Origin of the sequence: Providencia sp. PROV252 (assembly GCF_033676005.1) — a bacterium.
In the GTDB taxonomy this organism is placed as follows: domain Bacteria; phylum Pseudomonadota; class Gammaproteobacteria; order Enterobacterales; family Enterobacteriaceae; genus Providencia; species Providencia vermicola.
Genome location: NZ_CP096294.1, coordinates 4,119,564 through 4,138,366 on the forward strand (window position 1 = coordinate 4,119,564; position 18,803 = coordinate 4,138,366).

The 18,803-nt window shown below is 38.7% G+C and carries 13 protein-coding genes and 1 tRNA gene; 8 read left to right on the forward strand and 6 right to left on the reverse strand.

Annotation, left to right across the window (positions count from 1 at the left end; translation table 11 throughout):
* Positions 1-33: 33 nt before the first annotated feature.
* A complete protein-coding gene (locus M1F05_RS18995) occupies positions 34-801 on the reverse strand; it encodes a hypothetical protein (protein WP_154637195.1) in 768 nt (255 codons plus the stop codon).
* A 489-nt stretch (positions 802-1,290) separates the two neighbouring features.
* Between M1F05_RS18995 and M1F05_RS19000 the strand changes: the two genes are divergently transcribed.
* The 6 genes from M1F05_RS19000 (at position 1,291) to M1F05_RS19025 (ending at position 9,097) form a co-directional block, all read left to right on the forward strand.
* Positions 1,291-1,878: an inovirus Gp2 family protein gene (locus tag M1F05_RS19000; protein WP_154637196.1), complete on the forward strand. Its 588-nt coding sequence runs from the start codon at positions 1,291-1,293 to the stop codon at positions 1,876-1,878.
* 105 nt (positions 1,879-1,983) lie between these two features.
* On the forward strand, positions 1,984-2,193 hold the full coding sequence (locus tag M1F05_RS19005; RefSeq protein WP_066749988.1) for a helix-turn-helix transcriptional regulator: 210 nt from the start codon (positions 1,984-1,986) through the stop codon (positions 2,191-2,193).
* Positions 2,194-2,458: 265 nt separating this feature from the next.
* Positions 2,459-2,818, forward strand: a complete 360-nt coding sequence (locus M1F05_RS19010; protein WP_195848352.1) for a hypothetical protein — start codon at positions 2,459-2,461, stop codon at positions 2,816-2,818.
* A gap of 457 nt (positions 2,819-3,275) precedes the next feature.
* Positions 3,276-5,585 carry a TerB N-terminal domain-containing protein gene (locus M1F05_RS19015; protein ID WP_318825899.1) on the forward strand — a complete coding sequence of 770 codons (2,310 nt, stop codon included), beginning with the start codon at positions 3,276-3,278 and terminating at the stop codon, positions 5,583-5,585.
* 3 nt (positions 5,586-5,588) lie between these two features.
* Positions 5,589-6,905, forward strand: a complete 1,317-nt coding sequence (locus tag M1F05_RS19020) for an ATP-binding protein (protein WP_071548674.1) — start codon at positions 5,589-5,591, stop codon at positions 6,903-6,905.
* Positions 6,902-9,097 carry a DEAD/DEAH box helicase gene (locus M1F05_RS19025; protein ID WP_154637199.1) on the forward strand — a complete coding sequence of 732 codons (2,196 nt, stop codon included), beginning with the start codon at positions 6,902-6,904 and terminating at the stop codon, positions 9,095-9,097. Before M1F05_RS19020 ends, M1F05_RS19025 begins: the two co-directional genes overlap by 4 nt.
* A 119-nt stretch (positions 9,098-9,216) precedes the next feature.
* Here the strand turns inward: M1F05_RS19025 and M1F05_RS19030 are convergent, their stop codons facing one another.
* The 3 genes from M1F05_RS19030 to M1F05_RS19045 form a co-directional block, all read right to left on the reverse strand.
* Positions 9,217-12,267: a DEAD/DEAH box helicase gene (locus tag M1F05_RS19030; RefSeq protein WP_154637200.1), complete on the reverse strand. Its 3,051-nt coding sequence runs from the start codon at positions 12,265-12,267 to the stop codon at positions 9,217-9,219.
* 395 nt (positions 12,268-12,662) lie between these two features.
* Positions 12,663-13,934, reverse strand: coding sequence for a tyrosine-type recombinase/integrase (locus M1F05_RS19040; RefSeq protein WP_154637201.1), 1,272 nt, complete (start codon positions 13,932-13,934; stop codon positions 12,663-12,665).
* Positions 13,935-14,122: 188 nt separating this feature from the next.
* A tRNA-Leu gene (locus M1F05_RS19045) sits at positions 14,123-14,207 on the reverse strand.
* Positions 14,208-14,624: 417 nt separating this feature from the next.
* Here M1F05_RS19045 and ampH point away from each other — a divergent pair.
* Both ampH and M1F05_RS19055 read left to right on the forward strand, forming a co-directional pair.
* On the forward strand, positions 14,625-15,848 hold the full coding sequence (gene ampH / locus M1F05_RS19050) for a D-alanyl-D-alanine-carboxypeptidase/endopeptidase AmpH (RefSeq protein WP_206083283.1): 1,224 nt from the start codon (positions 14,625-14,627) through the stop codon (positions 15,846-15,848).
* A gap of 199 nt (positions 15,849-16,047) precedes the next feature.
* Entirely contained in the window at positions 16,048-16,548 is a 501-nt protein-coding gene (locus M1F05_RS19055; protein ID WP_206083282.1) for a hypothetical protein, read from the forward strand.
* A 58-nt stretch (positions 16,549-16,606) separates the two neighbouring features.
* Here M1F05_RS19055 and lptG read toward each other — a convergent pair whose 3' ends face one another.
* Positions 16,607-17,683, reverse strand: coding sequence for an LPS export ABC transporter permease LptG (gene lptG, locus M1F05_RS19060; protein WP_206083281.1), 1,077 nt, complete (start codon positions 17,681-17,683; stop codon positions 16,607-16,609).
* On the reverse strand, positions 17,683-18,780 hold the full coding sequence (gene lptF, locus M1F05_RS19065; protein ID WP_206083280.1) for an LPS export ABC transporter permease LptF: 1,098 nt from the start codon (positions 18,778-18,780) through the stop codon (positions 17,683-17,685). The genes lptG and lptF overlap by 1 nt, the downstream gene beginning before the upstream one ends.
* Positions 18,781-18,803: the final 23 nt, after the last annotated feature.

An 18,803-nucleotide genomic window follows, 5' to 3' on the forward strand; every position in this document is an offset into this window, starting at 1 on the left:
GTTAAGTTCGCATAGATGATATATATTTGAAATTTATTTCATTTTTTCATATTCATCAATAATGAAGCTATTTAACCACTCCGACGCGGGTACACCATAGTTAAGGGCTAACTCTGTCAATTTAGTTCTTGCCTCTGCTGAAAGTTGAATATCTTTCGGTGTTTTTTTTGGCCTTACCGAACCTTTTGATTTAGTAGTTGTTCTGTGTTTTCGCTCATTTCGAGCTAGAAGTAATTTTTTATAGCGCTTATCTTTTTCATCTTGGGGTGATTGCCATAAATAAAAACCAGTCACAATGTAAAGATAAAGCTCTTCACTATCCTGATATTCGGTTTTAGTCAATGCTTTACTTTTGACCAGATAGTTATAGGCCCACTTGCACATTTTTATATCGGATGGTTTTAACCAATCAAAGTACTTGTAATGGCAGGTTTTCTTAATTACGTCATTTCTTAAGTAGTCAAGCATACTATATATATCAGTAACATAATCTGAGTATTGAAAAGCATTAAGCCTAGCTACAACAAAGTTAATATATTCAATAGATTCTACATATCGCCCTTCATGACTCTTCGGTGCAAAAATAAATTTCTTATCAAAAAAACCGTTCGTTACTGTTTTTATAACACTACTAAAGTCGTCCTTAACTGTGAGATCTGTTAAGTAGTTTCGTATTTTGAACATATAAAAATTAGCGTCTTTGCTGTTGCTCAACACACGCCATATGAGGTAACAAAAAACTTTATTCTTTCTCATATAACCATAAATTTCATTCTCTATATATGAATAATTCATCGTCATGAAAGCCTCATTTTTTCATCAATTAAAATATGATTATTATTTTATAATACGGTAATAAAAAACTATTAAAACCACCAATAAATAGCTAATTAAAACACATTTTTATTCATGATTTAATCGTGATATTCATGTTCTTTCATTCCTTAATTTTAAAGGGTTATACATAGATTATTAGGCTTATACTAATACAATAGTGCTGTTTTTATTGATAAGCATACTAAAAAAATAATTCTAATATTGTGAAAGTGACGCTGTTATCCATTTCGCGTTAGAAAATTAATATCAGAGTACTTTTTAATGAGATGAGTCACTGAGTCTCTGACAAGCAGGACTTCTGTGTGTAAAAACGGTGCTGGTATAGTTATATATTTAATAGAGTAAGAATGGCATTTTATAGACCTAAAGATCACTCAAACAATCTTGACTAACTTATCTATTTTTTACATCCATCGAACTAGATATGACTTAAAAAACCTTAAGGAATAAATCATGTCTAGTTATACCTACAATGAGGACTATCTTCGTCAGATAGACCGAACAGTCCGTAAATCACTCCTCACCAATAATCGTGTCACAGCTATTCGCGTAGATTTACGCTTCCCGTCATCGACAACTTGTTACCATGAGGATTCAACAGTCATAACTCGTTTTATTGAATCCCTAAAAGCCAAAATAGGCGCAGACCTAAAACGCAAAAATAAAGTATGGGCTCGTAATTATTCATGCCCCTTATCTTATGTTTGGGTGAGAGAGTTTGGTGAAATCAATCGCAGAAAGCACTATCACTTATTGCTGCTAGTCAATAAGGACGTCTATTGGAGTTTAGGTGATTACACTAGAGCGGAAGGAACGCTTTATGCATTAGTACAACAAGCATGGTGTAGTGCAATTGGTGTTAACTACTCTACGGAGCGTTATTTAGTTCATATCCCAGATAACGCTGTTACTTGGCTAGATAACAATAATGCCAACAATGAAAGTACGATATTCGAATTAAACCAGCGCTGTCGTTACTTAGCCAAAGAACATACAAAATATTATGGTGATGGTGAGCGTTCATTTGGATGTAGCCGTTAATCTACCAATAAAAAACATGAGGGGGATATCTTTTGGAAGAGAGATATCCCTAAACACTTATCGATATCCCTTCTGCCTTTTAACTTTAAAGACAGGAGTTCAATAATGAGCACTCAAGCTATTCCCTTATTAGATGATCAATTCGTTGATATGAAATTTATAACCCGTTTAACTGGACTAACTGATAAATGGTTTTATAAGTTGATACAAGATGGGGAGTTTCCAAAGCCGATAAAACTGGGGCGTAGTTCTCGTTGGTTAAAGAGCGAGGTTGAAAATTGGCTACAGGCACGTATTGCCGAATCCAGAGCTTAACCCATCTCCCCGCCTTCCGTATCAATCGCATCAGCTTTTAAATCACACCGAAAATTCAACAATAAAAAAGTATCATGACTCTCATGAGGTATAGCTACACTACGACTAGAGCTAGCTGGCTTTACCAAAATCGCCATTTATCGGTGAAGGAGACATCCCTAACGAAAATAACCGCCAGTGTATGGCAGCTGATATATGCTTTCATGACACCGACAACACACTCGCTGTTGTTCCGGTATAACTGTACCGCTTGATACTTACTAAAATGCTTCCTGAATTATTATCTGTCCAAGATGAAATGGATGTCAGCTTAATCACCGATAACCCCCTGCTAAGATCCCCCCCGATGCTGGAGAGTATCTTTCTCAACGAGTACGTGAGGATTGGACAATGTTTATTTGCCAACAAACTTATTGGTCTGTTTAACCAGTACAATAACTCTGAGCTAGGCCCCAAACTGATGTGGTTGTGCTGGTATGATTTGATGTTAGGTTTTCCTTTAGATGATGGGCTGAATACCCTGAAGATGAAAACTGAAGAACAGTTGGTAAAACGGATAATTGGCAGGCAAATGGAGAACTGGGGACTGACGAGGATAATGGATGATTATGTGTTGTTTGGTTGATAAAGAAAACGTCTAGAATATCCCCACAGTAACTTAGTCCGTCAATGAATCTAAAGCTTCACTAGGAATAAAAACATTTAAAACAAATTATTAGGGCTTTAATTTTAGGAAAATAGACACTAAAAACAGCGTTACCTAAGTACACGAAAAACAATCCTATATTCAGAAAGAATTAAAAAATATCGTTCATATCTATTTTAGAATGGCAAAGCAGGATAGATCTTAAATAATGGCACTCACATTCAAAAGAAAAATGTGAAAAAAAATGATTGAACACATAATCTAAATATCTATCCATGTTGTCGGAGAGACACAAATCAAGATTGTGAATTTTTATACTTGTGCTCCCTCACTGACACGGTATGATTTTATGCTTTGTTTCGCCGTATTATGCTTACCGCCTTTACTATTCATAAAGCGCAATGAAAAGCATCATTATCAGCTAAGGATATTGAAAATGAGTTTCTGGATATTTATTTTTGCGCTGTTCGTTATTTGGTCATTATTTTTCAAAAAGAAAAAACCGGTGGCTCCTAAGGTGAATAACAAAAAACCAATTAACAAAGTATCTTCTGGTAAATCAACTAACAACTTATCAAATATACACTCTCGGGCACCTGACGAAGATGAACTAGCAACTTTTACTTTCATTAACGAGCAAGTAGTTGATTTTCACACTAGGCAAGAACAACCACAAAAAAATTTATCCCAACGCCATACAACACCCGCACGATGGATAAAACCAGATGAAAGCGTAACAATTGAAAATATCGTCATTAATGGTGGTTATTTTTATTTCGGTGGACAGTTAAAAGCGGGTTCATCAGGAGAGCATCACTATCGTTATAACGACAATTCCGATGCATCTCTAGTTAACAGTGCTTTATCAATCCAACATGCTTCGGTACATCATCAGGATGAATCACTGGGATACTGGCCTAGCTTTTCAACACTATCTCCACCTTCTCGAGGGGCTTATCTTAGCTGGTTAGCAAGCGATAGAAATGATGCAAGCTGCCCTATTGGTTATGTTTTTATCTATTTCTATGGTCTTGAACGTCGCATACTGGTAGATGGAGCACAGAAAGCAATACCTGCCGATGAATTCAAATCATTATTTGGAGAAGTTTCACGTTTAAGGTCGATATTTAAATTAAACAACTCCTTCTATCGGTATTCTACTCAATTAATAGAAACCATGTTACTTCTTCGACCTGATGTTATCAAAATTGAAAATGAGAGCGATTACTTTGCATCAGGGAGTTCACTTTTGTTCCGATTCCGCCTAGCTACAGTAGTGGAACAAGGGGAACCATTGCCAGTCGATCTGGCTTTGGCTTGGGTAAAATATTACGCCGAATATGCTCTACGAACTCCAGCAAGACGTTGTGTTAATGAATTTACGGCTCTATTTAAACAACGTTATGCAGATAAATTCAACAATGGCCTTATCATCAAGCCAAACAAGACCCGTTTGGAGTTAAATTATTATCCAGCAAGCAGTACACTACGTGGAATTAACATTGAGCATCTTAATCTACCTGACCCTAGCGTATTAAGAGCTCCGGTACAGAAATTAATACAAATTGCAGAATCTTGTACCGATTCTTTGGATGCTTATAGCCGCTATCTCGGCAAGAAAGAAGCGTCAAGAAGTGATATTGCCGCCATAATGCTTCTCCCTGATGAAGTCCTAAACGAAGATGCAGAACATACGTTTACGAAGTTTAAACGCTGGGCTGATGAACAAATTAGTGAAAATGCAGGATTAGTAAAAGTTGCTAGCTTTTGGGCAATACTTGATATTCCTGCCCCAGATAAGATCAATAAAAAAGAAGCCGAATTGATACAAAATTTTATTCAACGCACAGGTTACGGCGTTGCACCAGATACACGTTATCACCATGTAAAACCTGAGCCTGACGGAAATATCGTTTTATTTTTAGAGGGTCATGGTGAATTCTTCACGCCCTCTACAGAGTTTTTGTCAGTGTCTGTAGCACTTCGATTGGGTGCAATGATTGCGCAAATGGACCAAGATGTAGACATTACTGAACAGATTGTACTGGAAAAAACGATTGATCATAATGGCACCTTGTCACCAACTGAAAAACGCTCGCTACATGCCTACCTAAGATGGTTACTCAATACACCTGCCAATATGGCTGGCTTGAAAAATAAAATTGAACAACTGAACGATAAAGAAAAATCTACTATTGGTAATGTAATTCTTAGGGTCGCTTGCGCTGATGGAAAAATTGACTTAGCTGAAATTAAGCAACTAGAAAAAATCTACTCCAGCCTTGGCTTAGACAGCAAAGCTGTTACTAACGATCTCCATCATCTGTCAATGACAGGAAAAACTTCAGAGCACAGAACACAAACAGTATTGGAAAGAAATAATATTTTCTCACTTGATGAACACGCTCTTGCCCGTCATGAATCCGATACAGCAAATGTTCATCAGTTGCTGAGCACAATTTTTGAAGAAGATAGTGCCACAGAAGAGCGACCAAAAGATATTCCATCAAATTCAACAGTTACTCTTGATGAAACACACCATCAACTCTATCAACTTTTGTTAGAGAAAAATCGCTGGGAAAGAAATGAAGTCGCTGAACTATGTCAGCAACTTAATTTGATGTTAATCGGTGCAATCGAAGCTATTAATGATTGGTCTTTCGAACAGGTTGATGCACCTCTTCTTGATGAAGACGATGATGGCATTTACGTCGACTTAGAAATTGCACAAGAACTCAAAGGATAATTTATGTCTGATATTCGTATTCGACTCAAAGAACGAGACGCCATTATTAACTCATTGAAATCAGGCGTGACCCCTAAAATTGGTATCCAGTATATTCAAGTTGGTCGAGTTAACGAAATAAAAGCTTTGTATCAAGATATCGAGCGTATTGTTGATGGCGGTGCGTGTTTCCGACTAATTATCGGAGATTACGGTTCAGGTAAGACATTTTTTCTAAGTGTCGTTCGTTCAATTGCATTAGAGAAAAAGCTAGTAACTGTCAGTGCTGATTTATCACCAGAGCGCCGTATTCATGCTACAGGAGGGCAGGCTCGCAACCTCTATTCAGAACTAATGAAAAATCTATCCACTCGAAGCAAACCGGATGGCAATGCTTTATTAACCGTGGTTGAGCGGTTTATCACCGAAGCTAGAAAGGAAGCCGATAGTAAAAACTCCTCTGTTCCGACAATCATTCATCAAAAACTTTCTGAGCTCTCTGATATGGTTGGTGGCTATGACTTTGCTAAAGTTATTGAGAGTTACTGGCTGGGTTATGAGCAAGATAATGAAACATTAAGATCAAATGCTATCCGGTGGTTGAGGGGTGAATACACGACAAAAACCGACGCTCGTATCGACCTAGGTGTACGTTCCATTATTTCGGACTCTTCCTTTTATGACTCACTAAAGCTAATGAGTCTATTTGTTCGACAAGCTGGATATGCTGGTTTGCTGATTAATTTGGATGAACTAGTTAATTTATACAAACTGAGTAATACCCAAGCCCGGGTTGCTAACTATGAGCAAATACTTCGTATTTTAAATGATTGTCTACAAGGAACGGCTGAGTATATTGGTTTTTTACTTGGCGGCACACCGGAGTTCCTATTTGATCCACGTAAGGGATTATACAGTTACGAAGCGCTCCAATCACGATTAGCTGAAAATAGTTTTGCTCAGCGAGCGGGAGTTATTGATTATTCATCTCCATCACTACATTTAGCAAGTCTGACACCCGAAGAATTATATATCTTGCTAAAAAATCTTCGTCACGTTTACTCCAGCGGAAACATGGATAACTATCTTGTTCCTGATGAGGCATTAACAGCATTTTTACACCATTGTAGTAATACTATCGGTGATGCTTACTTTCGTACACCACGAAACACCATTAAAGCTTTCCTAGACATGCTAGCTGTACTCGAACAAAACCCTTCCATTCAATGGACTCAATTAATTTCAAATGTCACCATTGAGAAAGAGAAGCCGAGTGATATGGATGAAATTATATCAACAGGGAATACTGATGAGGACGGCCTCGCGGATTTCAAATTATGACGGCTGAATATCAGTTGTTAGATCCACGCATACAAAAGTGGATATATCGGCAAGGCTGGACAGATCTCCGAGAGCTGCAAAAAAAAGCAATTCCTTCAATATTGTCTGGTGATAGAGATGTGTTAATCAGCGCGGCTACCGCCGCGGGTAAAACTGAAGCTTTTTTTCTACCAGCCTGCTCTGTGACTGCAAACATTAGGAATGGCTTTGGAATTTTGTATATTAGCCCGTTAAAAGCCTTAATTAATGACCAGTACCGACGATTGGAAAGCTTAGGTGATACACTAGAAATGCCAGTCACACCTTGGCACGGCGATGTTACACAAAGCAAAAAATTAAAGATTAAAAAAAATCCTTCTGGGATTTTACTGATAACGCCTGAATCACTAGAAGCAATGCTTATCCGTAATACAGGATGGCTAAAACAGGCTTTTACTCCATTATCTTATATCGTCATTGACGAGTTTCATGCCTTTATCGGATCCGAGCGAGGTATGCAGCTTCTCTCTTTATTAAACCGTATCGACCATCTTCTAGGAAGGATTAATAATCCGATACCCAGAGTCGCGTTAAGTGCCACTCTAGGTGAACTGGAACAAGTACCATTATCTCTCCGACCGAATCAAAGTTTGCCCTGTGATATAGTTACTGACAATCAAACTCACTCTACACTGAAGGTACAGGTTAAGGGCTATTTGGAACCTCTAGTCATTTCAGGCAAGCAACCCCCTATGTCAGCCGAAATACAAATCTGCCACGATATTTTTCGATTTTGCCGTGGTGATTCCCATTTAGTGTTTGCTAATAGCCGTAAGAGAACAGAAAGTATTGCAGCTACACTTAGCGATCTCAGTGAAATGAATATCGTCCCCAATGAGTTCTTTCCTCATCATGGCTCATTATCAAAAGAGCTGCGAGAAACGCTCGAACAACGGCTCCAGAAAGGTAATATCCCTACCACCGCTATTTGTACAATGACTTTAGAACTCGGTATTGATATTGGTAAAGTTAGCTCTGTAGTGCAAGTTACTGCCCCTCACTCCGTCACTAGTTTACGCCAGCGAATGGGCCGTTCAGGCCGACGTGGTTCTCCCGCTATATTAAGAATGTTAATTGCCGAGAATGAACTGGTGCCTACATCAGGTATAGTTGACCAACTCAGGCTTCAGCTTGTTCAGTCATTGGCAATGATACGCTTACTTATTGGCAGTAAATGGTTTGAGCCAGCGGATATTCGTCAAATGCATTATTCCACGCTGTTTCACCAAATATTGGCGATTATTGCACAATGGGGAGGTGTACGAGCAGATCAACTCTGGCTACAGTTATGTCAACAAGGACCGTTTCGAAACGTTTGCATCGATGACTTTAAAATGCTGTTACACCATATGGGGAAACATCAATTTCTGACGCAAACTTCTAGTGGTGAATTAGTTCTCGGAGTAGAAGGTGAATATCACGTTAATCAGTACACTTTTTATGCCGTATTCAATACCCCAGAAGAGTTTCGTATTGTTGCAGGAAATAAAACACTAGGTTCCATTCCTGTTGATTCACCACTAATGCCAGAACAGCATATTATTTTTGGTGGGCGACGCTGGAAAGTGACTGATATCGACGATGAAAAAAAAATTATTTATGTCGAAACAACAAAGGGAGGGCAACCACCTATTTTTGGCGGTGAAGGAATGTCTATTCATGATATCGTTCGCCAAGAAATGTTTATGATTTATCAAGAAGGCGACTACCGTATCGCTATTGATGATCGTAAAGCTGATTTTGCTGATACTACAGCCAGAGCATTATTTGATGAGGGGCTACAATGTTTTCGTAGTAATAATCTAGCTTCGGAATATTTTATCCAACAGGGACAGCATGTTTATATTTTCCCTTGGTTGGGCGATCAAACTGTAAATACTCTGTCAGCATTGCTTATCCTACATGGCTTTAAAGCAGGCTCATTCGCAGGTGTTATTGAAGTTGAAAAAACAACAGTTATTGAAGTTAAACAGATGCTAGCTAACATTCTTCGAGAGGGATTACCTACAGAATCAGTCTTAGCGGAAAAAATCTCAGAAAAATGCCTTGAAAAATATGATGAATTTTTACCAGAAATATTACTTAACAAGGAATACGGGCTGCGAGCTTTCGATATTAATAGCATATCCAATTGGATAAAAAAATATTGTTAGAAAATACAATGCCACAATAAAAAATAGCCACAAATCGAAAGTGGCTAGTATAGTTATGACTTGTGACATATATAAATTATATTATCATTTTATAACATATTGTTTTTATAGTTATTCGTCTATGGCGAAACAAATATTTTAAGATCCACATCATAGTCATGAGCTGTCGCTAACCAACTATTGATTAATTGAAAAGCTTGTAATGTTTCACCATTTGCCTCTGGGCCAAGTTTTAATTGATTTTCAAAATGATCAGCAGAAAAACTATTTGCTGATACAATCCAAATTTCTTTCTTAACGGCAGTAGAACGTCTTCTTGCAGCGACAGTATCCCAAAGTTCGTTGAGTCTTTCTTGCCTATCCTGTTCATTATGGGCACTAAACAAATCACCGTTAAAAATTCGAATCCTTTCACGAATGCATTGAGTCGCTCCTGATGAAGGCCAAGCAGTACTAAGTCTTCCCCAATTACTTGGTCGTAAGTTGACATCACTGCTAATAAGCATTTCGATATTTTTAATAGCTTGAGTACCAACTTCCGCAAGCGCGCCTGCAGATGATTGAGGATTAACAGAACTACCGCATTTTACATGAACAAAAACCAACTTATTTTTAGATGAAACAATAAAATCTGCAGGTTCAGTGCCCATGTCAGTAATAATTAATAAATCGGCTTCTGGGATATATGGAGCAAATGGACCTAGATCACGTAGAGTGGGATTAGCTAAACCATTAGATTTCAATTGATCTACCAAATAAAAAATAGAGTCAGAACAAAAACCTTCATTTATAATTTGATAATTATTGTTTTGATAGCCTTTCTCATCTAGATTATCTCCAAGCAAAGAATCAAGACCTATAATTACATTAGCAAGGTTAGAAGTACCTAGTTCAAAAGTTTCCGCCAATGGTAACTTTAATTGATAAAATTTTCCTTGAGAAAATCCTATTCCATCAGCAAGCAAAGCTTTGTATAATTTTTCATTGAGAAGATTTTTTATTTCTTGATAATTTTCACCATCTATTGAATAAAGCATATCTGTTTCTGGCACTATATTTAAAAATGGTTCTTCACTTTGTAAATTAACTAATATTTTACTCTCATCAATACCCTCAACAAGTAAAGCACCATCATTATATTCCAAATATAAAAATGAATTATCCAGAGAGTATCTATTGCCATTTATCAAAAGATGAATAGGTGAATTGAAATCAGTTAAAAAATCAAAAATCAAACTCTGTACTTCAAAAGTTTCATCAACTAGAATTGGTTTTGCATATGAGTGAACCAATGCATTATTTAGATTTATATTCGCAGATATCACATTATCAATACCCAAAAGCCAGTCATTCAAGTCTGCTAAACTAAATGATGATTCCTTTTGATCTGATATACGGCCAGAATCAATACCTACGTAATAACTACCTTTCTTTTTTTTCCACTGATCATATGTATCACATCTCATAGTCGCTAGCCTATATGATGCATTTGATTGTATGTCAATCATTTGCTCTAAATTACGACCTTTTACAGCAATACTCTCTGGTCGTTTTCTTGCAGAACTGATTGATTTACTGCTCGTTTCCTTTGCTGATGACGACTCACCCAATGACATCACATTAAATAACTTATCTTGAGACAATACAGAACCAAGATTTAAATCTTTATCGCCACTAAACCGACGTCCACGGCTATCATAAATAGCAACAACATTATTTGATAGTTGTTTAAACAATGTAATCTCAAGCGATGGTTCGAAGAAAAACTGATCTGTCAAAAATCTAGATTTATTAAAGGCAATAGATATAATGCCACGAATACCCATTTCAGTATCAAACTCTTTCGCAAGCTCACCTTCTTTATTGCAACGCCAATAAAGCTGATCAGACATTAGCTGACTACAAAAACCTGTTGATTGGTTTAGAAAACAGATAGAAGCTGTTGGAATATTTAATGATTTTATTGGATCAAATGTGTTTAAATCAAACTTGCTTACAAAACGATTTCCATAATAGCTAGCATTAGGGAATGCTTCCAAATACCGCTCAATCAGTTTATTACTATCTAAGGAGGCTATAAATTTTTTAACCGCAGCTGAACTATTAAGTGAACTATCAAATTGTCTGTAGTTTTGCCACATTTTTTCATTTGCATCATTATTTATTTCTAAAACTATTGGTTCCACTTCCTCGTATAAACGAACAACCCGCCCAATAGTTTGGACTAACTCTCTCCCACTATTTACCGTATAAGTCAATACTAACAATTTTGCTTGAGGGATATCGATACCTTCATCAAGTTTTCGCTGATGAATAATTACTTCATAGCTAGAATTTTTAATATCTGCAGGAACGGAAACTTTTACATTTTCCCTTTCGTCTCTCATAAACTGCTCATGAATTGCCAGAACATTAAATTCATCAGTTAACAGCTGGTAATAGTGACTTATATCTTCAAATTTTTCACATTTTATTATGCATTTTATCCCTTCATTCATATCTAAGAACTGACGAATATTTGAGACTAAATTATCAGGGGCCACAGATATAAAAGTAGGATCTTTTAAAACATTATCAGCCAGCGCTCTTTCAAAAGTATAAATATAACTAGCATCAGACGTAATATCGAATTGAAATAGATCATTACGGTAAGGAGTTGCCGTAATAACAATTTTGTGAGCATCAAAACCTCGAACTAAAGTGCTCCAAACTGGTGAAGGTTCAGCATGTCCTTCATCAATAATAATAAGGTCTATATTTTGCTTTAACAGCTCAAGTTGATCACTGGTAAAAGTTTGCAATTTTTGGAAAGTGGAAACATAAATTCCATTTTTAGAAATATCATTTACACAATCAAATACTGGCTTGAGTGTGATTTCTTCATTTTTTGCTCTATCGTTAAAAAATTTTCCATTTATCTCCTTGAAAAGCTGATCACATACAGCTCTTCGATGACATAGTACTAAGACTCTTTTTTGTGTAGCCTTATGTGATAAAATACTGATTACACCAGATTTTCCAGCACCTGTAGGTAAACTAATTAAGCAAGAATTAATATCTTCATTTAATGGTTTTCTCAAGTAACTAAGTGCAGTTCTAATACTTTCTTTCTGACAGTTTCTAAGACTTTGCCATAAAATAGGATTAATAGTAAAACCACTCACATTCATATCAATATCCTCAAACTAGTCCATTAAAGATGAATTCAATTTTGTGATATATTAAAGAATTAAAATATATCTGAGCTTAATTTTTTATAATTAATTACAATTTATTTTGATTAAAATATTTACCTGTATACTACCACAAATAAGGATAGCTAGTTTTAGTTAAAAGTTCCCCCAAATTACGCCCCTCCCCCAACTCATCCATGTAATCTACATACCATTGCATAATTTTACACCCTCCAAATACTGAGCATAGTTATACGCGCCACGAATAACATTCTTGTCAATATGCACGAGCTGAATTTCAATCCATACTGAATTAAATTCCTTCTCATGCAATATCAACTCATCATGCCGCGGAAACCATTCTTTATACTCTAATAAATCAATAACCTAATTTAAATCTCCTTTAATGAGTCACCCAACTTAGCAAAACTAAACGGTGAAATCTCCCTCTCCCTATTCGCATCCAGATAATCCGCCCACCACTGTACCATCAGCCGCCTTTCCTCAATATGCTCCGCCTTATGAATATAAGCAGCCCTGACTGAATTACGCTCTTGGTGGCTCATCTGCCTTTCTACAGCATCCTTCGACCATAGCCCTGACTCAATTAACGAACTACATGCCATCGTTCTGAAACCATGACCACACACCTCCGTCTTAGTGTCATAGCCCATCACACGTAATGCGTTGTTTACCGTGTTCTCACTCATTGGCTTTCTAGGATTATGATCGCCGATAAAGATCAGTTCGTGGTTGCCGCTGAATTGATAGATCTGTTTTAAGATCTCAATGGCTTGTCGACTTAAAGGTACTAAGTGAGTAGTACGCATTTTTGATCCGCGATGTGAGTGTTTAACGCCTTCTATCGCTTCTCGTTCAGCAGGTATCGTCCACATGGCATTTTCAAAATCGATTTCATCCCAACGTGCAAAACGCAGTTCGCTGGAACGAATAAAGACTAATAAGGTAAGTTTGACTGCAAGTTTAGTTAAAGGTCTTCCCTTATAATCATCGATGCGTTGTAAGAACTCAGGTAGGCGTTTAAGCTCTAATGCCGCTCTATGAACTCGTTTGCCTGTCGCAACTGCGCCAGCCATATCTTGTGCAGGGTTATAGTCGATTAAACCGCTTTGTACGGCATAACGCATAATAGCTGTCACACGTTGTTGTAAACGTGCAGCGACCTCAAGACGTCCAGACATCTCTACAGCTTTAATCGGTTCGAGGAGATCACGAGTTTTCAGTTCGGCAATATTACGTTTACCAATAGCAGCGAAGATATTGTCCTCAAGACTTTTTAGAACTCGATGGCTATGCCCTTCCGACCACTTCTTATTTGTTGCATGCCAATCACGTGCAACCTTCTCGAATGTATTAAATTCTTTTTGTTGCTCTTCTTTCACTTCTTTGCGTTTTTCGCTTGGATCAAATCCGTTAGCAATTAACTTTCTGGCGGCATCTCTTTTCTCTCTGGCTTCTGCGAGTGAAATATCAGGGTAAACACCCAGAGCTAACATTTTTTGCTTACCGCCAAAGCGATACTGTAAACGCCAATATTTTGAGCCGTTGGTATGTACCATCAAGTGCATACCATCACCATCAGTCAATTTATACGATTTATCCAAAGGCTTGGCAGCCCTGACTTTAGCATCAGTAAGAGCCATAATTTATCTCCTTGCGTTGGTACAAACTATTATCGAATCGAGAGATACCAACACATATACCAACAATAGGTACTTGATGTGGGTTGACCTTAGTATACTTGGGAAGACTGAAAAGTGGGGAAAAGCCTTGTAAAACTGGGATTTCAGATACAAAAAAAGACGTCGGTTGACGTCTCTTGATGTTCTTATGGTGCCGAAGGCCGGACTCGAACCGGCACACCCGAAGGCGGTTGATTTTGAATCAACTGCGTCTACCAATTCCGCCACTCCGGCACTGAAGTGATGTGTTTCTTGGAAAACGCTGCCATTATACTTGCCTTGTGTCTACTGGCAACACTTATTCGTACAAGGAGCGATTGTTCGATTAAAAATAAAGCATATTGAACAATAATATCGTGTGCGAGTAGGAAAGCTTCTTTTGTTTATATATTCATTTATGAGTATGTTAGTTTTTTGCTAATTATTTTTATCGTATCCATGCTTGGGTGGCTAGCGATAGCCTATTATTTTTGTTAGTTTAACCGCAATCTAGTGCAATGTTGAAAGGCTTTATCATGGGTTTTGTTGGGTGGATAGCAACAGGTATCTTTATTGGCATCTTAATTGGTGTGGTGATGAAGATTTTCGCTAAGAAAAAATAAGATTGGCTGAAAAGCCACTTACAAACAATCATATCGGCTGGCTCCAAACATGAAGAAATCATTTCTAAAAATTCTGTCTGTATCTGCGTTGTCCCTTGCTTTAATGGCATGTTCAACCAAGACAGAGAAAACACCTAAGTTTTTACAAGGTAATGATGTTGAATCCTCAGATTGGCAGGTTTTTGAGGGAGATAGAAGGACTTACGAGCGCGTCGCTAAGATTGTCGATTTATATGCTAATCGTATTTTTAATGAAAGTGATGCGCGAGGTATGGCGATTATTGTTATCGATAATAACCAAACGTTATCTCGTTATTATGGGGAAACTGCACCGGGTAATGGAAAAAAACCCGGCCCAAATTCATTAATTCGCATAGCATCAATTACCAAATTAATGACAAGCGAAATATTAATTAAGCTTGAACAAGACAAAAAACTGCTAATTACAGACCCACTACAACAGTATGCTTATCAAGGTGTTACCGTGCCTGACAACGCCAGTGGGCAGCCAATTCGCTTATATCATCTTGCTAGCCACACCAGTGGTTTGCCGCGTGAACAACCTGGTGGAAAATGGGGTCGCCCTGTGTTTATTTGGCCGACACAAGATAACCGCTGGACATGGCTAAAAACAGGCAAGTTAGATGCAACACCAGGAACAGAAGCCTCCTATTCCAACCTTGCTTACGACTTATTAGCTGACGCGATGATAAAAGCCACTGGACAGCCATACCCGCAATTATTTAGCCACTATGTCACCTCACCTGCAAAAATGACAGAAACCACCTATACCCCAAGTAATGCGCAATGCGCCCGTTTAATGGAAGGGACTAAACCAAGTCCTTGTCATAACACCCTTGCGGCGGCTGGCAGTGGCGGTGTGTACTCAACCCCTGCGGATATGCAAAAGTGGATGCAACAGTTTTTATCCACTGATACTAACCTGCGTAAAGCTACAGCTGCGCGAGAACAGGGTATTTATTTCCCTCGTGAAAAGCTGTTAGAAATTAAAGGAATGGATGTTGCGGGTCATGCTGATGGGTTAGGCCTTGGTTGGGTGTATATGAAACCGAAAAATGGCATTCCTGGCATTTACCAAAAAACAGGTGGTGGTGGTGGGTTTAATACCTATATGGCGATGATTCCACAACAAAATATTGGGGTCTTTGTGGTGATGACGCGCAAGGATAGCAGTAAATTTAGTAAGTTAACTATTGGCGTCAATGACCTGGTCGCATCCCTCTCATCTAACCATGCGTATGGAAAACATTGAAAGGGTACCGTCGACGCTTTGCAGTCAATGGCGAGCTATACCCCTACCCTAAAACGCGGGTTTACCCGAGTTCTCACGTTAATTGCAACAACAGCCTGAGCCATTCAGGCTGTTTTTCCTTTCAGCGTTTTGTGTAATACCTCGTCCAATCTAAACGATATTCTTAAAACCTCTTCGGCCACAAAAGACAGGATTTAAGATGAAAATCGCATCTTTTTTATTACCTCATGTACTCCGCCCCAGCGCCACTAAGCAAGGAAACGTCTCTGAATTAGCGCAGCAGCTCAGAAAGAGCTGCAATCACCAACATGCTTTTCCTGCCCCTAAGAAACCCACTAGTATCGAAATAGACCTTAACCAATTAAATTGTCATCAATTAAAAACATGTAAAATTAAGCAGGAAGACACAAAAGAATATAAGCAATTGGTCAGTGATACACGCCAACAAGTACAGGAAGAATTTGCAAAAAAAGAGTGGAAAAATGCCTATCGTATACAGCAATCCTACACAGCCAATGGTGGTATTTTCTCTTATGCGCAGCAATTAGCCAATAGAAGCGGTTCGAACGTTATTGGCGTTAAAGGGGAATATATCAGGGCAACGGAAGGAAATAAGCAGCAATACATCTTGTTTCGGCCACAAACTAAATTACTCCAACTCATCAGCAACTTGGGTAATTATTTTCTGAGTAAATGGTAATAAAAGAAAAAGGCTGTGAAATCCGAAGATCCACAGCCTTTTATCAATAACAAAACGATTATTTTCGTTTGACTAATAAGACAATACTGACAATTAAGAACAGTAAACTTGGCAAGATAGCAGCAATAATGGGTGGAACCGAATAGACAAGGCTCCAGTTACCAAACCCTTGGTTTAGCACGTAAAATAAGAAACCGCCGACAATCCCCGATACGACTCGCACACCCATGGGTACGGTACGTAATGGCCCAAAAATAAAGGAAACCGCCATTAACATCATGACCGCCGCAGATAACGGAGCTAAGATTTTTTTCCACAAACTCAGCTCATATACCGCCGCCACTTGGCCACTCTCTTTAAGGTATGAGACGTATTGATACAGTCCGCGGATTGATAACGAATCCGCATTCAGAGAGACAATTCCCAGTTTTTCAGGGGTCAGATTCGTTTTCCAATCAACACTAAGTCGTTGTGAACCTGTGATTTTTTTCTCACTGCTTAAAATTGACTCATCCACTTGAGATAACACCCACTGCTGATTAGCGGTATCATACTCACCACTTGAAGCAAACATCACCGATTTTAATTTTTGTTGTTCATCAAAGCGATAAACAGAGATGTCTTGGATCGATGTTGAATTGTTAATGCGCTGAATATGGATGAAGTCACGACCATCTTTCGCCCACATTCCTTCATCTGTCACGACTAACGAGTTACCGACAATTTTTTCTGCACGGTAATTTCGCGCCCATTGCTCACCCGCGGGCGCAACCCACTCGCCAATAAACATCGCGACAATCACCAGAGGAATAGCCGTTTTCATGACAGACAAGGCGATTTGCAAGCGTGTAAAACCCGAGGCTTGCATAACGACTAACTCACTACGCGAGGCCAATGCGCCAAGTCCCATTAAAGCACCTAGTAACGCAGCCATCGGAAAGAAAATGTCGATGTCTTTTGGTACGGTCAAGAGGGTGAACACCCCTGCACTCAACGCAGTGTAATCACCATCACCGACTTTGCGAAGCTGCTCGACAAATTTAATGATCCCAGACAGCGAAACCAATAAAAATAGCGTCACCAAAATGGAATTTAGGATGGTTCGCCCGATATATCTATCTAAAACTCCAAACATCAAGCTGCCCCTTTACTCAATTTAAGACGCATACGGCGCATTGGGACCGTGTTCCACGTATTGAGGATCACCGCCAAGACCAAGTAGCCTAAATTCACCGCCCACATAGTATAACGCGGGTCAATATCACCCTTATCTGCACTATTACGTAAGGTACTTTGCAGCAAGAAGAAAATTAAATACAGCAACATTGCAGGCAACATACTGAGCACGCGCCCTTGACGCGGGTTCACTTCACTTAATGGCACCACCATCAAGGCCATGACCACCACAGAGAAAACAATCGTCAAGCGCCAGTGAAACTCTGCATTGACTTCTGGGGTATTTTCCTCCCACAGTTGCAGCATATTTTTTTGCTCAACACGGTCATTACGTGTTTCACCTGATTGATGATCCACAATTGCTTGATAATTCACAAAATCTGTAATACGAAAATCTCGCAGCAATGCCGTTCCTTCGTAGCGAGTTCCTTCATTAAGAACAACCACTTGGCGACCGTCTGGATCTTCTTTCATATAGCCGCTATCTGCCACGACAACTGAAGGGCGCTGTTCGTTCGCCGCACGTAACTGGGCGAGGAAAACATTTTTAAAGTTGCTTCCTTTAACATCACCAATATACAGCACATAGTTGCCATCTTTTGTGGTTTTAAATTGCCCTTCCACCATTGCCGCAAGCCCTGGATTTGCTTTTGCATCCGCAAGCACTTGTTCTTGATATTGCGATGACCATGGCAACATCCATGTAATATTGGCAATCGCGACCATGGCGGTGATCGCGGCAAGAACTAACGCGGCTTTAATTAACACACTTTTGCCCAAGCCACAGGCATGCATCACCGTAATTTCGCTTTCAGTGTAAAGTTTACTGTATGTCATCAATAGCCCAAGAAATAGGCTTAAAGGCAAGATAAGCTGCGCCATTTCAGGCACACCTAACCCCAACAAAGGAAGTACTAAGTTTGAGGGAATATTGCCCTGAACAGCTGCGCCCAGAATGTCTATCGACTTCTGGCTAAAAAAGATTAGCATCAATACAAAAAGTATGGCTAACTGACTTTTCAGGGTTTCCCGTACCAAATATCTAATAATGATCACGCTTATTACGCCTGTGAAAACTT

Coding starts and splice junctions, on each gene's coding strand:
- M1F05_RS18995 (WP_154637195.1), bottom strand. CDS start 801: ATGACGATGAATTATTCATATATAGAGAATGAAATTTATGGTTATATG.
- M1F05_RS19000 (WP_154637196.1), top strand. CDS start 1,291: ATGTCTAGTTATACCTACAATGAGGACTATCTTCGTCAGATAGACCGA.
- M1F05_RS19005 (WP_066749988.1), top strand. CDS start 1,984: ATGAGCACTCAAGCTATTCCCTTATTAGATGATCAATTCGTTGATATG.
- M1F05_RS19010 (WP_195848352.1), top strand. CDS start 2,459: ATGCTTCCTGAATTATTATCTGTCCAAGATGAAATGGATGTCAGCTTA.
- M1F05_RS19015 (WP_318825899.1), top strand. CDS start 3,276: ATGAGTTTCTGGATATTTATTTTTGCGCTGTTCGTTATTTGGTCATTA.
- M1F05_RS19020 (WP_071548674.1), top strand. CDS start 5,589: ATGTCTGATATTCGTATTCGACTCAAAGAACGAGACGCCATTATTAAC.
- M1F05_RS19025 (WP_154637199.1), top strand. CDS start 6,902: ATGACGGCTGAATATCAGTTGTTAGATCCACGCATACAAAAGTGGATA.
- M1F05_RS19030 (WP_154637200.1), bottom strand. CDS start 12,267: ATGAATGTGAGTGGTTTTACTATTAATCCTATTTTATGGCAAAGTCTT.
- M1F05_RS19040 (WP_154637201.1), bottom strand. CDS start 13,934: ATGGCTCTTACTGATGCTAAAGTCAGGGCTGCCAAGCCTTTGGATAAA.
- ampH (WP_206083283.1), top strand. CDS start 14,625: ATGAAGAAATCATTTCTAAAAATTCTGTCTGTATCTGCGTTGTCCCTT.
- M1F05_RS19055 (WP_206083282.1), top strand. CDS start 16,048: ATGAAAATCGCATCTTTTTTATTACCTCATGTACTCCGCCCCAGCGCC.
- lptG (WP_206083281.1), bottom strand. CDS start 17,683: ATGTTTGGAGTTTTAGATAGATATATCGGGCGAACCATCCTAAATTCC.